Origin of the sequence: Massilia orientalis (assembly GCF_030411975.2) — a bacterium.
Classification (GTDB): Bacteria; Pseudomonadota; Gammaproteobacteria; order Burkholderiales; family Burkholderiaceae_D; genus Telluria; species Telluria orientalis.
In genome coordinates this window covers 1-15,248 of record NZ_JASNRB020000014.1, presented here as the reverse complement: position 1 = coordinate 15,248, position 15,248 = coordinate 1, and the positions used below count along the sequence as shown (strand labels likewise).

At 66.6% G+C, this 15,248-nt stretch carries 12 protein-coding genes; 6 read left to right on the top strand and 6 right to left on the bottom strand.

Annotated elements, in window-relative coordinates; translation table 11 throughout:
• Positions 1–9 precede the first annotated feature (9 nt).
• Positions 10–846, bottom strand: coding sequence for a 3-methyl-2-oxobutanoate hydroxymethyltransferase (panB, locus tag QPK29_RS21565; protein WP_056124132.1), 837 nt, complete (start codon positions 844–846; stop codon positions 10–12).
• Positions 847–980: 134 nt separating this feature from the next.
• Between panB and QPK29_RS21560 the strand changes: the two genes are divergently transcribed.
• Both QPK29_RS21560 and QPK29_RS21555 read left to right on the top strand, forming a co-directional pair.
• Positions 981–2,198, top strand: a complete 1,218-nt coding sequence (locus tag QPK29_RS21560) for an anion transporter (RefSeq protein ID WP_371771282.1) — start codon at positions 981–983, stop codon at positions 2,196–2,198.
• 147 nt (positions 2,199–2,345) lie between these two features.
• Positions 2,346–4,505, top strand: coding sequence for a TonB-dependent receptor plug domain-containing protein (locus QPK29_RS21555; RefSeq protein ID WP_371771281.1), 2,160 nt, complete (start codon positions 2,346–2,348; stop codon positions 4,503–4,505).
• A 1-nt stretch (position 4,506) separates the two neighbouring features.
• Here QPK29_RS21555 and folK read toward each other — a convergent pair whose 3' ends face one another.
• The 5 genes from folK to QPK29_RS21530 are packed head-to-tail and all read right to left on the bottom strand — an operon-like array spanning position 4,507 to position 8,828.
• A complete protein-coding gene (folK, locus tag QPK29_RS21550; RefSeq protein WP_371771280.1) occupies positions 4,507–4,983 on the bottom strand; it encodes a 2-amino-4-hydroxy-6-hydroxymethyldihydropteridine diphosphokinase in 477 nt (158 codons plus the stop codon).
• Entirely contained in the window at positions 4,980–6,356 is a 1,377-nt protein-coding gene (pcnB, locus tag QPK29_RS21545) for a polynucleotide adenylyltransferase PcnB (protein ID WP_056124143.1), read from the bottom strand. The genes folK and pcnB overlap by 4 nt, the downstream gene beginning before the upstream one ends.
• Positions 6,349–7,023 (bottom strand): histidinol-phosphatase, encoded by a 675-nt coding sequence (locus tag QPK29_RS21540; protein ID WP_371771279.1) that lies wholly within the window; start codon positions 7,021–7,023, stop codon positions 6,349–6,351. The genes pcnB and QPK29_RS21540 overlap by 8 nt, the downstream gene beginning before the upstream one ends.
• On the bottom strand, positions 7,020–7,712 hold the full coding sequence (hda, locus tag QPK29_RS21535) for a DnaA regulatory inactivator Hda (RefSeq protein ID WP_371771278.1): 693 nt from the start codon (positions 7,710–7,712) through the stop codon (positions 7,020–7,022). The genes QPK29_RS21540 and hda overlap by 4 nt, the downstream gene beginning before the upstream one ends.
• 33 nt (positions 7,713–7,745) lie before the next feature.
• A complete protein-coding gene (locus QPK29_RS21530; RefSeq protein WP_160410634.1) occupies positions 7,746–8,828 on the bottom strand; it encodes an AI-2E family transporter in 1,083 nt (360 codons plus the stop codon).
• 148 nt (positions 8,829–8,976) lie between these two features.
• On the opposite strand from QPK29_RS21530, the gene purM reads away from it, so the two are divergent.
• The 4 genes from purM to QPK29_RS21510 form a co-directional block, all read left to right on the top strand.
• Complete coding sequence (gene purM, locus QPK29_RS21525; protein WP_371771277.1) at positions 8,977–10,020, top strand: phosphoribosylformylglycinamidine cyclo-ligase; 1,044 nt, start codon at positions 8,977–8,979, stop codon at positions 10,018–10,020.
• Positions 10,021–10,023: 3 nt separating this feature from the next.
• Positions 10,024–10,614: an adenylyl-sulfate kinase gene (gene cysC, locus QPK29_RS21520; RefSeq protein WP_371771276.1), complete on the top strand. Its 591-nt coding sequence runs from the start codon at positions 10,024–10,026 to the stop codon at positions 10,612–10,614.
• 200 nt (positions 10,615–10,814) lie between these two features.
• The gene (locus tag QPK29_RS21515; protein ID WP_400189828.1) at positions 10,815–11,627 is read left to right on the top strand and encodes a sulfotransferase; all 813 of its coding nucleotides are present in this window, start codon (positions 10,815–10,817) and stop codon (positions 11,625–11,627) included.
• The coding region (locus tag QPK29_RS21510; protein WP_400189827.1) for an Ig-like domain-containing protein at positions 11,624–15,248 on the top strand (3,625 nt) is incomplete at its 3' end. The genes QPK29_RS21515 and QPK29_RS21510, both read left to right, overlap by 4 nt.

Sequence of the window (15,248 nt, the reverse complement as noted above, 5' to 3'; positions counted from 1 at the left end):
GGCCGGAAATCAGAAGCAGTGTTCCGGCGCCGGGAAGCTGCCGTCCTTCACGGCGGCGACATAGGCCTGCACGGCCGCGTCGATGCTCGTCTGGCCTTCCATGAAGTTCTTCACGAAGCGCGCCTTGCGGCCCGGGAAGACGCCCAGCAGGTCGTGCATGACGAGCACCTGGCCGGAGCAGTCCGGACCCGCGCCGATGCCGATCGTCGGCACCTGCAGGATGCCCGTCACTTCCTTGCCCAGCGCCGCGGGCACGGCTTCCAGCAGCACCATCGCCGCGCCGGCTTGCTGCAGCGCCAGCGCGTCGCGCTTGAGCTGTTCCGCGCCTTCGTCCGTCTTGCCCTGCACGCGGTAGCCGCCCAGCTGGTGGACGAATTGCGGCGTCAGGCCGATGTGGGCGCAGACGGGGATGCCGCGCTCGGTCAGGAAACGGACCGTTTCGGCGAGCCACTCTCCGCCTTCGATCTTGATCATCTGGGCGCCCGCGCGCATCAGCGCGGCGCAGCTGTCGTAGGCCTGAGGCAGGGTGCCGTAGCTGCCGAACGGCAGGTCGGCCAGCACGAACGCGTTCTTGCGGCCGCGTACGACGGATGCCGTGTGGTAGGCCACGTCGGCCACCGTCACGGGCAAGGTCGAGTCGTAGCCGGCGCACACCATGCCCAGCGAGTCGCCGATCAGCAGGATGTCCACGCCGCAGCGGTCCATCAGCGACGCGAAGCTGGCGTCGTAGCAGGTGAGCATGGCGATCTTGTCGCCGGACGCGCGCATCGCCAGCAGCGAGGGCAAGGTCACGGCCTTGCGTGCCGGTGCTTCGTTCGTCGAGGTGCCGCCCAAGTAAGCGCTCATAGGTTTCCTTTGCAAATCAGATAAGCCGGGGGATCGCCCCGGAGTGTCACGCGCCCCGGGCAGGCATGCGGTCACAGGCGTGCCCGGTATGGTTTGTTAAGATGCGCGATCTTACCTGAAATCGCCACATCCCAATGGCCACGACCATCCTCATCATCTTCCTCATCGTCTATCTTGGCATGATCCTCGGCGGCCTGCCGTTCCTGCGCCTCGACCGGACCGGCGTCGCGCTGCTCGGGGCGATCGCGCTCATCAGCATCAATGCGCTGACGCTGGAGCAGGCGGTGGCGTCGATCCATTTGCCGACGATGGCGCTGCTGTTCGCGTTCATGGTCGTCTCCGCGCAGATGCGCCTGGGGGGATTCTACGACTGGGTCACGCAAAAACTGGCGGGGCTGGCGCTGAGTCCCGCCAGCCTGCTGGGCGTGCTGATAGGCGTGTCCGCCGCGCTGTCGGCCGTCTTCAGCAACGACATCGTCTGCCTCGCGATGGCGCCGCTGCTCGTCGATGCGTGCCGCCAGCGCCAGCTCGCGCCGGTCCCGTATCTGCTGGCGCTCGCGTGCGCCTCCAACATCGGCTCGGCCGCGACCCTGATCGGCAATCCACAGAACATGCTGATCGGCCAGACGATGCGGCTGTCGTTCGACGGCTACTTCCTCGACGCGATCCTCCCGGTCGCACTGGGCCTCGCCGCCTGCTGGGTGCTGATCGCCTGGCAGACGAAAGGGCGCTGGAAAGAGCGCGCAGCCGCCGCCGAATCCCAGGCGCGGGCGGTGCCTTTCGATGCGTGGCAGACGACCAAGGGCCTGCTCATCGCGGGCGCGCTGCTGGTGGCGTTCCTCGTCGCGCCGTGGCCCCGTGAGCACATGGCGCTGATCGGCGCGGGCATCCTGTTGATGAGCCGCCAGCTGCGTTCGCAGAACATGCTGGGCCTCGTCGACTGGGAATTGCTGGTGCTGTTCATGAGCCTCTTCGTCGTGAACGCCGCGTTCCAGAGCACGGGCTTCACGGAACATGCGATCACCTGGCTCGCGTCGCTCGGCGTGCGGCTCGACCAGCCGGGCGCCCTGTTCGCCGCCACGTTCGTGCTTTCGAACCTGGTCTCGAACGTGCCCGCCGTGATGCTCCTGATGCCCGTCGTGCACCATCCGCTGGGCGGCGTCATGCTGGCGCTGGTCAGCACCCTGGCGGGCAACCTGCTGATCGTCGGGAGCATCGCGAACATCATCGTCGTGGATGCGGCGGCGCGGCGCGGCATCGTCATCGACTGGCGGCGCCACGCGCGCGTGGGCGTGCCGGTCGCGTTGATGACGCTGGCCGTCTCCGGCGTCTACCTGGCGCTGCGCTTCTGAACGGTGGACGCCAGGCTTTTGCCATAAATAGTTCTTTTGATCTGCAATTGAATTGCTAGCTAATAGCAAAATAATTGCTGGCGTATGGATTTCCCGTGATAGGATCTGTTCAATAACGAACTGTTATCCATCACATCGGTCCGGCACATGCTCAACACCCGTTCCACGTCATTCGCTGCCGCCCACCTGGCGGTAGCGCTGCTGTCCCTCGATGCCGCCGGCGCCGAGCCGGTCCCGCAGGCCCGGGTCGAGGTGCGCGGCTCGGCCGGGCAATACGATGCGCGGCGCGACGACACCTCGACCAGGATCGTGGTGACCCAGGAGGAACTCAGGAAATACGGCGACAGCACCGTGGCCGACGTGCTCAGGCGCCAGCCGGGCATCTCGATCAGTGGCGGTGGTCCCGGACGGGGCGGCGAGATCCGCATGCGCGGCCTGGGCAGCGGCTATACGCAGATCCTGCTCAACGGTGAACCGGCGCCGAACGGTTTCTCGCTCGATTCGCTGGCGCCGGCGCTGGTGGAGAGAATCGACATCCTGCGCGTGGCGACCGCCGACATGAGTGCGCAATCGATCGCCGGTACCATCGACATCATCCTCAAGCGCAAGGTGCGGCAGGGGCAGCGCGACCTGAAGCCGCAGGCCGAGCATTCCAACGTGTTCTTCTCGCCGAGCGCGTCGCTGCAGATCGCGGACAAGGGCAAGGCCATGTCCTATTCCGTCGTGGCGGACGTGCGCAAGGGCAGCTTCGAACAGGATTACGACCAGGTCGAGCAAGGCTGGGACAGCGCCGGCCGGCCGGTCTTGCTGCGCAAGGTGGCGCGCAAGAACGACGGCGGGTTTCGCGCGCTGTCGCTGACGCCGCGCGTGAACTGGACGCTGGACAACGGCGACACGCTCAGCTCGCAGTCCTTCGTCCGCGTGCAGCGCTCGGACAGCCGGACCGAAGGCCACTGGAACGCCACCCTGGGCGACCTGCCCGACTACCCGAACGACCGCACCTGGCCGGACGATCGGCGCAGCCAGCTGCGGTCCGACCTCAATTGGATGCACAAGCTCGGCCAGGACGAGAAGCTGGAAGCGAAAGCGGGCCTGAACGCCAGCCGTGTACGCAACCGCCAGCACGAAGCCGGCTACGGCACGGCCGGGGAACGGACGCTGGACCGCGACGTGCACAACGATACGGACGGGCGTGGGGCTACGCTGACCGGCAAGTACAGCAAGTCTTACGCGAGCGGGCATCAGTTCAGCGCCGGCTGGGATGCGGCGCGCCAGTCCACCGATGCCGCGCGCGCGTCCCGCGAACTGCAAGGACTGGCCGGCACGCCGGTGCGGGACGACCGGCAGTACGACGCCACGCTGCATCGCCTCGCCTTGTATGCGCAGGATGAATATGCCATCACGCCGCGGCTGTCGACCTACCTGGGCCTGCGCTGGGAGACGCTGCGCACCCGCAGCGCAGGCAGCGATTTCAGCGCCATCCACAACACGGCCAATCTGCTGAGCCCGATCCTGCAGGGCCTGTGGAAGCTGGACGGCAAACAGGACCAGCTGCGCGTCGCGTTGTCGCGCACCTACCGTGGCGTCGACCTGGAGCGTTTGATACCGCGCGTGACCCGCTCGCTGAACAACACGGAGGTCACCCCCGACACCGCCGGCAATCCGGCGCTGAAGCCGGAACAGGCGTTCGGCGTCGACGCGGCCCTGGAACACTTCGGCGGCCATGGCGAGCAGGCGAGCCTGTCCGTGTACGCGCGCCGGATCAGCGACACCATCCACGACGACACCCGCCTCGTGGCGGGCCGCTGGGAGACGACGCCCGTGAACGATGGCAGCGCACGCACGCGCGGCATCGAGTTCGACGCCAGGCTGCCGCTGCGCGCGCTGGTCGCCCGCGCCGCCAATGTCGACCTGCACATGAACGTGACGCGCAACTGGTCCAGCGTGAGCAACGTCCCCGGCCCGGACAACCGCCTGGCCGGCCAGACGCCGCTCACGGCCAACGCGGGCGTCGACTACCAGTTCGGCGCGGCCGTCAGCGGCGGCGCGAATTTCACCTTCCGCAGCGGTGGACCGCAGCGCATCTCGCGCACGACGGGCACGTATTCGACCGTCAAGCGCGAACTGGACCTGTATGCGTTGTGGAAGCTGACGCCGAAGACGCAACTGCGCGTGACCGCCGTGAACCTGTTGGCCGAACCTGCCACCGAGGAGACGCGCTACGGCGACGCGTCCGGCAGCCTGCGCAAGACGTCCGTCTACCCGTTCAGCGCCATCCTGCGCGTGGGACTGGAAACGCAGTTGTGATTCAGCCGAGCCGTTCGATCGCCTGGTCCGCGACCTGCGCGCGCAGCGCGCGCACGGCACCGCGGCCGGGAATGACGAGATCGGGCGCGACGTCGGCCAGCGGCGCGAGCACGAACGCGCGCTCGTGCATGCGGGGGTGCGGGACGATCAAGGTGGGCGCATCATCGATGACCTGGTCGCCGTAGAGGAGCAGGTCGAGGTCCAGCGTGCGCGGCGCGTTGCGGTAGGGCCGCTCGCGGCCATGCGCCTGCTCGATGGCGAACAGCGCCTGCAGCAGGGCGTGCGCATCGAGGTCGGTGTCCAGCGCGGCGACGGCGTTGACGTAGTCGTCGCCCGAGGAATCGATGGGGGCCGTGCGGTACAGCGGCGACGTCTGCCGCAATGTGGCACCCGGCAGGCGAGACAGGCGCTCGATCGCATCGAGCACGTTCGCGTGCGCGTTGCCCAGGTTGGCGCCGATGCCGACCCAGGCGATCATTCGCCGCTCGCGGCCTGCGGGGCGTCGACCGGTGCGCCGCCTTCGCCCTCGGCGCGGCGCGGGCCGCGGCGGCGCGGGCGTTTCTTCTGGCTGGACGGCTGGACGTCGCGCGCGGAATTGACCAGGCGTTCGCGCTCGGCGATGTCGCCGGCGTAGAACGTCGCCCACCAGTTGCCGATCTCCGCATCGAGCTCGCCCGATTCGCAGCGCAGCAGCAGGAAGTCGAAGCCGGCGCGGAAGCGCGGGTGCTCCAGCAGCTTATACGGCGTCTTGCCGGTGCGGCGCTCGAAGCGCGGCTGCATGGCCCAGATGTCGCGCATGTCGGTCGCGATGCGGCGCTGCAGGGCGAGGTTGTCGGTCTGGTTGTCGAGGACGTCGTCCGCCGCGAGGTGCAGCGCGGGGATCGGCGATTCGCCGGCGGCGCGGTAGGCGTTCCACTTTTCCAGCACCTGGTGCCACAGCAGCGACGCGAACAGGAAGCCCGGCGACACGCCCTTGCCGGCTTTTACGCGCGTATCCGTGGATTCGAGGGCCAGCGTCACGAACTTCATGCCGATCGGCTGCTCCAGCACGACGTCCAGCAGCGGCAGCAGGCCGTGGTGCAGTCCGGACGAACGCAACTCCTTCAGGCAGGCCAGCGCGTGGCCGCTCATCAGGAGCTTCAGCATTTCGTCGAACACGCGCGCGGCCGGCACGTTGTTGATCAGCGGGGCCATCACGGGGATCGGGGCGCGGGTCGCCGGTTCGATCGTGAACTGCAGCTTGGCCGCGAAGCGCACGACGCGCAGCATGCGGACCGGATCTTCGCGGTAGCGCGCTTCCGGTTGGCCGATGATGCGCAGGACCTTGGCGCGGATGTCCTCGATGCCGCCGTGGTAGTCGAGCACCGACTGCGTGGCCGGGTCGTAGTACATGGCGTTGATCGTGAAGTCGCGGCGCTCGGCGTCCTCGTGCTGCGGACCGAAGTTATTGTCGCGCAGCACGCGGCCATGTTCGTCCTTCGGCGCGTTGTCGCTGCCCTTGCCGCGGAACGTGGTCACCTCCAGCAGGTCCTGGCCGAACATCACGTGCACGATCTGGAAGCGGCGGCCGATGATGAAGGCGCGGCGGAACAGCTTTTTCACTTCCTCGGGCGTCGCGTCGGTGGCGATGTCGAAGTCCTTCGGTTTCACGCCCAGCAGCAGGTCGCGCACGGCGCCGCCGACGACGAACGCCTTGAAGCCGGCTTCCTGCAAGGTCTGGGTGACGCGCACCGCGTTGTTCGACACGAGCTTCGGATCGATGCCGTGCTGCTCCGGCCCGAGGATGACGGGTTCGGTCGGGTCGCGCTCGTCTTTGACGCCCAGGATTTTGCGGATGAATTTTTTAATCATTGAAGAGGTGCAGTGAAGTCCAGCCGAGGGCGTTGGCGTGTTGGTTCAGTTTGTCGCTCGGGTTGGTCGCCACCGGGTGCGAGACGACCGACAGCAGCGGGATGTCATTGTGCGAGTCGCTGTAGAACCAGCTGCGCTTGAAACTGTCGAACGGGCGGCCCAGGCCGTCCAGCCACGCGTGCATGTGCGTCACCTTGCCGTGGCCCTGCGTGGGCGTGCCGGCCAGCTTGCCGGTCGGGTGGCCGCGCTCGTCCAGCTCGGGGCGCGCGGCGATCAGGTGCTCGACGCCGAATTCGCGCGCGATCGGCGCGGTGACGAACGCATTGGTCGCCGTGATGATTGCCACGAGGTCGCCCGCGTCCTGGTGCTTGCGCACGAGGTCGAGCGCCTTCGGGCGGACCGCCGGCTTGATCACTTCCCGCATGTACTGCGCCTGCAGGTCCTTCAAATGGGCCGGATCGAAGCTGGCCAGGGTGCCGAGGGCGAATTCGAGGTATTCGACCGGGTCGAGCGTGCCGGCGTTGTACTGCGCGAAGAAGGCGTCGTTGCGGCGCTGGTGTTCGGCGGCGTCGACGACTTTCTCACGCACGAGGAACTGGCCCCATTCGTAGTCGGAATCGATCGGCAGGAGGGTATGGTCGAGGTCAAACAGCGCGAGGTCGTTCATTCTTTTGTTTCGGAGTGTGGACTGCTGGGATTGCCCTGAAGCAAGAGATCACGCAGCAGCGGTACCGTGACCGGACGCTGGGTCTCGAGCGAATACTGGTCGAGGGCATCCAGCATGGTCGACAGGGAGCGCATGTCGCGCTTGAAATGGGACAGCAGATAGGGTAACACGCTGGCGGACAGCGTCAAACCGCGGGCCTCGGCGGCCTGCGTGAGGGCGGCGATCTTCTGGTCGTCGGACAGGCCGTGGATCTGGTACACGAGACCCCAGCCCATGCGGGTGCGCAGGTCTTCGCGCACCGGGAGCACGGCCGGCGGCACCGGACCCGTGCAGACCATGTAGGCGCCATGCTCGCGCACCTGGTTGAACAGGGCGAAGGCGTCGATCTGGCGCTCGGGCGACAGCTGGTCGACGTCGTCGACGAGGTACAGGCTCACGTCCGGCGTCAATACGAAGTCGTCCGCACCGCTCGTCGCCGCGATGTAGCGCGCGCCATCGGTGGCGGCGAGGCCCTGCAGCAAATGCGTCTTGCCGGCGCCCGTTTCTCCCCACAGGTAGCAGAAATGCTCGCGCGATGCGCGCTGGGCGAACTGGTGCATCAAGTGCGCCATTTCGGCATTTTCCCCTATCTGGAAGGTGTCGAGGCTTTGCGCCGGCTCGGCGCCCAAATCGAGCACCAGCTGTTTCATGGCTCGGTTCTCATCATGTCGTGTGCGTATGAACTAGGCATTATAAAAGCTGCTGCGCAGATAGTGGCGTTTCAAGTGACGGAATGCCACCATCAGCACGGCCGATGCCGGCAGCGCCAGCAGCACGCCCACGAAACCGAACAGCTGGCCGAAGGCGAGCAGGGCGAAGATCACGGCCAGCGGATTCAGCCCGATGCGCTCGCCCACGAGTCGCGGCGTGAGGAAAAAGCCTTCGATGACCTGGCCCGCGCCATAGATCACCGCGACGGCGATCACGCCGCTCCAGTCGGAAAACTGCAGGATGGCGGCCGTCAGCGCCAGCACGAGCCCCAGGCCGTAGCCCAGGTAGGGGATGAAGACGAGCAGCCCAGTCAATATGCCGACCGGCAGCGCCACCTCGAAGCCGGCCAGCGCCAGCGCGGCCGAGTAGTACAGCGCCAGCACGAGCATCACGAGCAGTTGCCCGCGCAGGTATTGGGCCAGCAGCGCGTTCACTTCCTGTGCCATGCCCACCGTCTGGCGCACCCAGCGGCGCGGGACGGCGTTTTCCAGTTGCAGCAGCAGGCGGTGCCAGTCCAGCAGCAGGTAGAACAGCACGACGGGGATCAGGATCGCCGTGGCGACCCAGCCGAGCAGGGCGCTGCCACCCACGCGCGCGGACGCGAGCACGGTCGTCCAGATCTCGTCGCTCGACGTCATGATCTGCTGCGTGAGGATGGTGCGCAGGCTGCTGCCGTCCAGCTTGATGTGGATGCCCAGCTGCGCCAGGCGGGGCGACAGGATGGTGTCGACGCGGGCCAGCGCGTCCGGGATCTGGGCTTGCAGCAGCGGCAATTCCGTGCGCAGCACCGGCACGACGATCAGCACGAGGGCGGTGACGGACGCCAGGAACGCGAGGATCACGACGACGACGGCGAGCGAGCGGGGCAAATGAAGCTTGCCGAGACGCGTGCGTTCGAGCCGGTCGACGGCGCCGTTCAGGGCGTAGGCGAGGATGGCGGCGGCGATGAACGGGGTGAGGATGGGCCCGAGGGCGTACAGCAGCAGACCGCAAGCGAGCCAGAGTGCCAACCAGAACGCTGACTGTTTTTGCTCCGGGCTGAGGGAAAAAGGCATGTAGTTGTTGTTCTTGACCGTTAAAACGGTGCCGGGGCAGGCCGTTTTGATAAAATAATGGATTGACCGACTGGCTGCCGCCGGTACGTGCCGTCAAATGCCCAGTTGTCAACCGCCTACTATTTTACCGCCTCCGCTGCCAAATACCATGAGCCAACCATCTAATGTTTCTCTCTCCTACCGCGACGCTGGTGTCGATATCGATGCCGGCGACGCCCTGGTCGAAGCGATCAAACCTTTTGCCAAGCGCACCATGCGCGAAGGCGTGCTCGGCGGCATCGGCGGTTTCGGTGCGCTGTTCGAAATCAGCAAGAAGTACAAGGAACCGGTCCTCGTGTCCGGCACCGACGGCGTCGGCACCAAGCTGAAGCTGGCGTTCGAACTGAACCGCCACGACACGGTCGGCATCGACCTCGTCGCCATGAGCGTCAACGACATCCTCGTGCAGGGCGCCGAGCCGCTGTTCTTCCTGGATTACTTTGCTTGCGGCAAGCTGGACGTGCCGACCGCGACCGCCGTCGTCAAAGGCATCGCCACCGGCTGCGAACAGGCCGGCTGCGCCCTGATCGGCGGCGAAACGGCCGAAATGCCGAGCATGTACCCGGACGGCGAATACGACCTGGCGGGCTTCGCCGTCGGCGCCGTGGAAAAATCGCAGATCATCGACGGCACCAAGATCGCCCCGGGCGACGTCGTGCTGGGCCTGGCGTCGTCGGGCATCCACTCGAACGGCTACTCGCTGGTGCGCAAGATCATCGACGTGTCGAAGCCGGACCTGGAAGCCGACTTCCACGGCAAGAAGCTGTCCGACGCGCTGATGCAGCCGACCCGCATCTACGTGAAGCCGCTGCTGGCGCTGATGCAGGCGATGGAAGTGAAGGGCCTCGTGCACATCACGGGCGGCGGCCTCGTCGAAAACATCCCGCGCGTGCTGCAGGATAACCTGACGGCCGTGCTCGACAGCAAGTCGTGGACCCTGCCGCCGCTGTTCCAGTGGCTGCAGCAGCACGGCGGCGTGGCCGACGCCGAGATGCACCGCGTGTTCAACTGCGGCATCGGCATGACCGTGATCGTCTCGAAAGAGAATGCCGACGCGGCCGAAGCCCAGCTGAAGGCGGCCGGCGAGACCGTGTACCGCATCGGCGAGATCCGCGCGCGTGGCGAAGGCCAGGCGCAGACGATCGTCGAATAAGCCATGACGGCGCCCGCTGTTCCGCTGCCGGTTGGTGACGAAGAACGGCGGCGCCCCACCGGCGCGGTGGTCTGGATTACCGGACTGTCCGGCGCCGGCAAGACGACGCTGGCCCAGGCCGCCGAACGGGTCCTGTTCGAGCGTGGCTGCGGCGTGTTCGTGCTGGACGGCGACAAGGTCAGGCATGGCCTGTGCGCCGACCTCGGTTTTTCCCTCCCCGAACGATCCGAAAACATCCGCCGGATCGGCGAAGTCGCGCGGCTGTTCTACGAGGCCGGACAGATCGTGATCGTTTCCGCCATCTCCCCGCTGCGCGCCGACCGCGCCCGCGCCCGGGCCCTGATCCCGGTCCCGTATTTCATCGAAGTCCATTGCCGTTGCCCGCTCGCCGTGTGCGAGGCGCGCGACCCCAAGGGCCTGTACCGCCGGGCGCGCGCGGGCCTGTTGCCGGAGTTTACCGGCATCTCCTCGCCCTACGAGGCGCCGGATGGGCCGGAACTGGTCGTCGACAGCGCGACCACGTCCGTCGCGGACGAAGTCGCGCGCCTCGTCGACGTGCTCGAGCGGCGCGGCCTGCTTACCCAGCGCGGCTGAATGGGATCGCCGACTGTCTCGGTTTCGGAACACATTGCTGTATTTTTCGTTTTAATGTCATTTCTCTATTGCTCCACTGAAATAGCCTTTGCATGATGATGGGAATACACGGGTGATTTGCTTCATCCGGATTTATTTCCCATTTTTCATGAGTGACCATTCCAGTGTCAGCGAACAGGAAATTCCATTTCATTTCCGGCTTGCCGCGTTCCGGCTCCACGCTGCTGTCGGGCATCCTGCTACAAAATCCGCGCTTCCATGCGGGCATGTCGAGCCCGGTCGTTGGCCTGTGCTCGTCGATCATCAGCCAGTTCAGTGCGGGTTCGGAATTCGCCCCCGTCGTCGGCCGTGACAAACGCAAGGCCCTGCTGCGCGGCATCTTCGATGCATATTACGCGGACGTCGACCGCGAGATCGTGTTCGATACGAACCGTGCCTGGTGCGCCAGGCTGCCCCTGCTGCTGGACCTGTTCCCGCAGGCGAAGGTGATTGCCTGCGTGCGCAATGTCGCGTGGATCATGGACAGCATCGAGAAGATGGTGCGCGCCAATCCGTATGAAAACACGCGCCTGTTCGGCGCCGGCGGCGGCCGCGGCACCGTGTACAGCCGTCTCGATTTCCTGGCCCATCCGGACAACCTGGTCGGTTTCCCCTGGGCCGCGCTGCGCGACGCCTTCTATGGTGAGCATGCGGGTTCGCTGCTGCTTGTCGACTACGACCTGCTGGCCAAGGCGCCCGCCAAGGTCCTGCCGCTGATCTACGACTTCCTCGGCGAACCGCATTTCGAGCACGACTTCGACAACGTCGAGTACGACGCCGAGGACTTCGACCTGCAGATGGGCGTGCCCGGCCTGCATCGCGTGAAGGCGCAAGTGAAATTCACGCCGCGCCGCGCCGTGATCCCGGCCGACCTGTTCGATAAATACAGCAAGATGTCTTTCTGGAATGACTCCACCGGCAGCACCGCCAACGTCATTACCGCCCAGCCCACGCAACAAGGAAAACCTGAATGAACACCCAATACTTTGATGGCAATGCCGGCGATGACCTGATCATGTCGACGACGGCGCGGACCGAAATCGTCTTTATCGAAGATAACGTTACCGACTACCAGGCGCTGGCCCAGGAAATTGGCAATGGGCGTGAAGTCGTCATCCTCGACTCGACTCAGGACGGCGTGCAACAGATTGCCGCGACCCTGGCAGGGCGGAGCGGTATCGATGCGCTGCACATCATTTCACACGGCTCGGCCGGCTCGGCCAACCTCGGCGCGTTGACGCTCGACGCCGCCAGCGTGGGCGACCACCAGGCCGACCTGAACGCGATTGGCCAGAGCATGGCCAAGGGCGGCGACATCCTGCTGTACGGTTGCGATACCGGGGCCGGTAGCCACGGGAGGACTTTCGTCGAAGAACTGGCGATCGCCACCGGCGCGGACGTGGCGGCGTCGAACGATGTCACTGGTGCTAATGCGCTCGGAGGCAACTGGCAGCTGGAAGTGTCCCGCGGCCACATTGAAACCGCCAGCCTGGCAGCCACGCACTACGACCAGGCATTGGGAGTGAACAGTACTCTCGTCGACTTTCAGACTGGGGGCTTCACGACCGATGGAATCATGCATGACGTCTTGTATCAACTGCCCACAAACACTGCTTATCAGTTAAAAGTGCATTCGACTTCCGGGGCCTATCCTGTGAGCGAGTCGAACGGCAACCTTGCCATCGAAGGCATCTTTTATCAAGACCATCCTTTGGAAGTGTCGTTCGCGGGCGGGGAAAATTTTTCCCTGTCCTCGATCGCGCTGGGTGTGCACTATGAAGGCATGGGCTACATTCCTGGCGGTTATGGGCACTACGGCTCCTACGGGGGAGGCTTGCCCCAGCCGACGACAGTCATCATCACGGGCGAGGATGCGAACGGCCAAGTCGTCGAGACCCAGACCGTCGTGCTGGTCGCGAATTCGACGGGATCGTACGACGCCCAGTTTCAGACAATTAACTTCAGCGGAATGACGGACATCAAGGTCCTGAAAATCGATGAAGGGGCCGGCACCCAGTACACCAGCTGGATCTACGTCGACAACCTGAACATCACCAGTATCCACGCCCAGGACACGACGCCTCCGACCACGACGAATGCCAGCGTCGCCTTCTCGGCCGACACCGGCGCGTCGAGCACCGACCTGATCACCCAGACCGCGGCGCAGAGCATCAGCGGCACGCTGAGCGCCAACCTGGCGTCGGACGAGCACGTCGAAGTCTCGCTGGACAACGGCGCGCACTGGACGACGGCCAGCGCCACCGTCGGTACCAACACCTGGTCGCTGAGCGCGACGCTGACTGGCAGTAATACGCTGAAAGTACGCGTGGTCGACAGCGTCGGCAACGCCGGCACGGCCGATAGCCATGCCTACACGCTCGACACGGCCGCGCCGGCCGCATCGTCGACGCCGGTGCTGGACGCCGCCAGCGACACGGGCAGCTCGCACAGTGACGGCATCACGGCCGCCACGACGCCGACCTTCACGGGTACGGCCGAGGCGGGCGCCACGGTCGACCTGTACGAAGGCAGCACGCTGCTGGGCAGCGCCGTCGCCACCGGCGGCACCTGGAGCATCGCCAGTTCGACGCTGGGCGCGGGCCAGCACACGGTGTCCACGATCGTGACCGATGCCGCCGGCAACGCCAGCGGCGCCTCGGGCGGCCTGACCTTCACCATCGACCTGACCGCCCCCACGACCACCGTGGGCGGCATCGCGTTCTCGGCCGATCATGGGACATCGGGCACCGACTTCATCACGGACACCGCGGCACAGACGATCAGCGGCACCTTGAGCGCCGCGCTGCAGACCGGCGAGCAAGTCCAGGTCTCGCTCGACAACGGCGCCAGCTGGACGGCGGCGCAGGTCAACGGCACGGCCTGGTCGCTGGCGGCCACGCTGGCCGGCAGCGGCACGCTGCAGGCGCGCGTGGTCGACGCCGTCGACAATGCCGGGCCGGTGGCCTCGCAGGCCTATGTGCTGGACACGGCGGCGCCGACGGTGACGATCACCAGCGACGTCGCCGCGCTCAAGGCCGGCGAGACCGCCACCGTCACGTTCACATTCAGCGAAGATCCGGGTGCGAGCTTCACCTGGGACGGCACGCAGGGCGACGTCGTCGTCAGCGGCGGCACGCTGTCGGCCATCAGCGGTTCGGGCCTGGTGCGCACGGCGACCTTCACGCCGGACGCGAACACGGACGGCGGCACCGCCAGCATCACGATCGGCGCGGGCAGCTATGCCGACACGGCGGGCAACACGGGCGGCGCGGGGACGGCCCCGTCGCTTCACTTCGACACGCTGGCGCCGGCGGTACCGCTGGCGCACCTGTCGCCGCTCAGCGACAGCGGCGCCATTCCGGTCGACGGCGTGACCACGGTCGTCACGCCGACCTTCGACGGCTTCGCCGAAGCCGGTTCCACCATCACGTTGTACGATACCGACGGCACCACGGTGCTGGGCAGCACGGTCGCCACCAACGGCATCTGGTCGATCACGACGTCGACGTTGAGCGAGGGCGCACACACGATCACCGCCAGGGCGAGCGATGCCGCCGGCAACGAGAGCGCCGCATCGATCGGCACGCACGTCACGATCGACACGACGGCACCGGACGCGCCGTCGACGCCGACGCCGGGCGCCACCACGACCAGCGACACGACCCCGACGTTCACGGGCACGGCCGCGGCGGGCACCGCCGTCGACCTGTTCGATACCGACGGCACCACGGTGCTGGGCTCGGCCGTTGCCGACGGCAACGGCGCCTGGAGCATCACGGCCACGACGATGGGCGAGGGCACGCATACGGTGACGGCCAAGGCCACGGATCTGGCCGGTAACACCAGCGCCGCCTCGCCGGCGCAGGGCGTCACGATCGATACCACCGCGCCGGCCGCATCGCCGGCGCCGGTGCTCGACGCCGCCAGCGACACGGGCAGCTCGCACAGCGACGGCATCACGGCCGCGACCACGCCGACCTTCACCGGTACGGCCGAAGCGGGCGCCACCGTCGACCTGTACGAAGGCAGCACGCTGCTGGGCAGCGCCGTCGCCACCGGCGGCACCTGGAGCATCACCAGTTCGACGCTGGGCGCCGGCCAGCACACGGTGTCCACGATCGTGACGGATGCCGCCGGCAACGCCAGCGGCGCCTCGGGCGGCCTGACGTTCACCGTCGACCTGACCGCGCCCACGACCACCGTGGGCGGCATCGCGTTCTCGGCCGATCATGGCGCATCGAACACCGACTTCATCACGAACGTAGCCGCGCAGACCATCAGCGGCACCTTGAGCGCCGCGCTGCAGACCGGCGAGCAAGTCGAGGTTTCGCTCGACAACGGCGCCAGCTGGACGGCGGCGCAGGTCGACGGTACCGCCTGGTCGCTGGCGGCCACGCTGGCCGGCAGCGGCACGCTGCAGGCGCGCGTGGTCGACGCCGTAGACAATGCCGGGCCGGTGGCTTCGCAGGCCTATGTGCTGGACACGGCGGCGCCGACGGTGACGATCACCAGCGACGCCGCCGCGCTCAAGGCCGGCGAGACCGCCACCGTCACGTTCACATTCAGCGAAGATCCGGGTGCGAGCTTCACCTGGG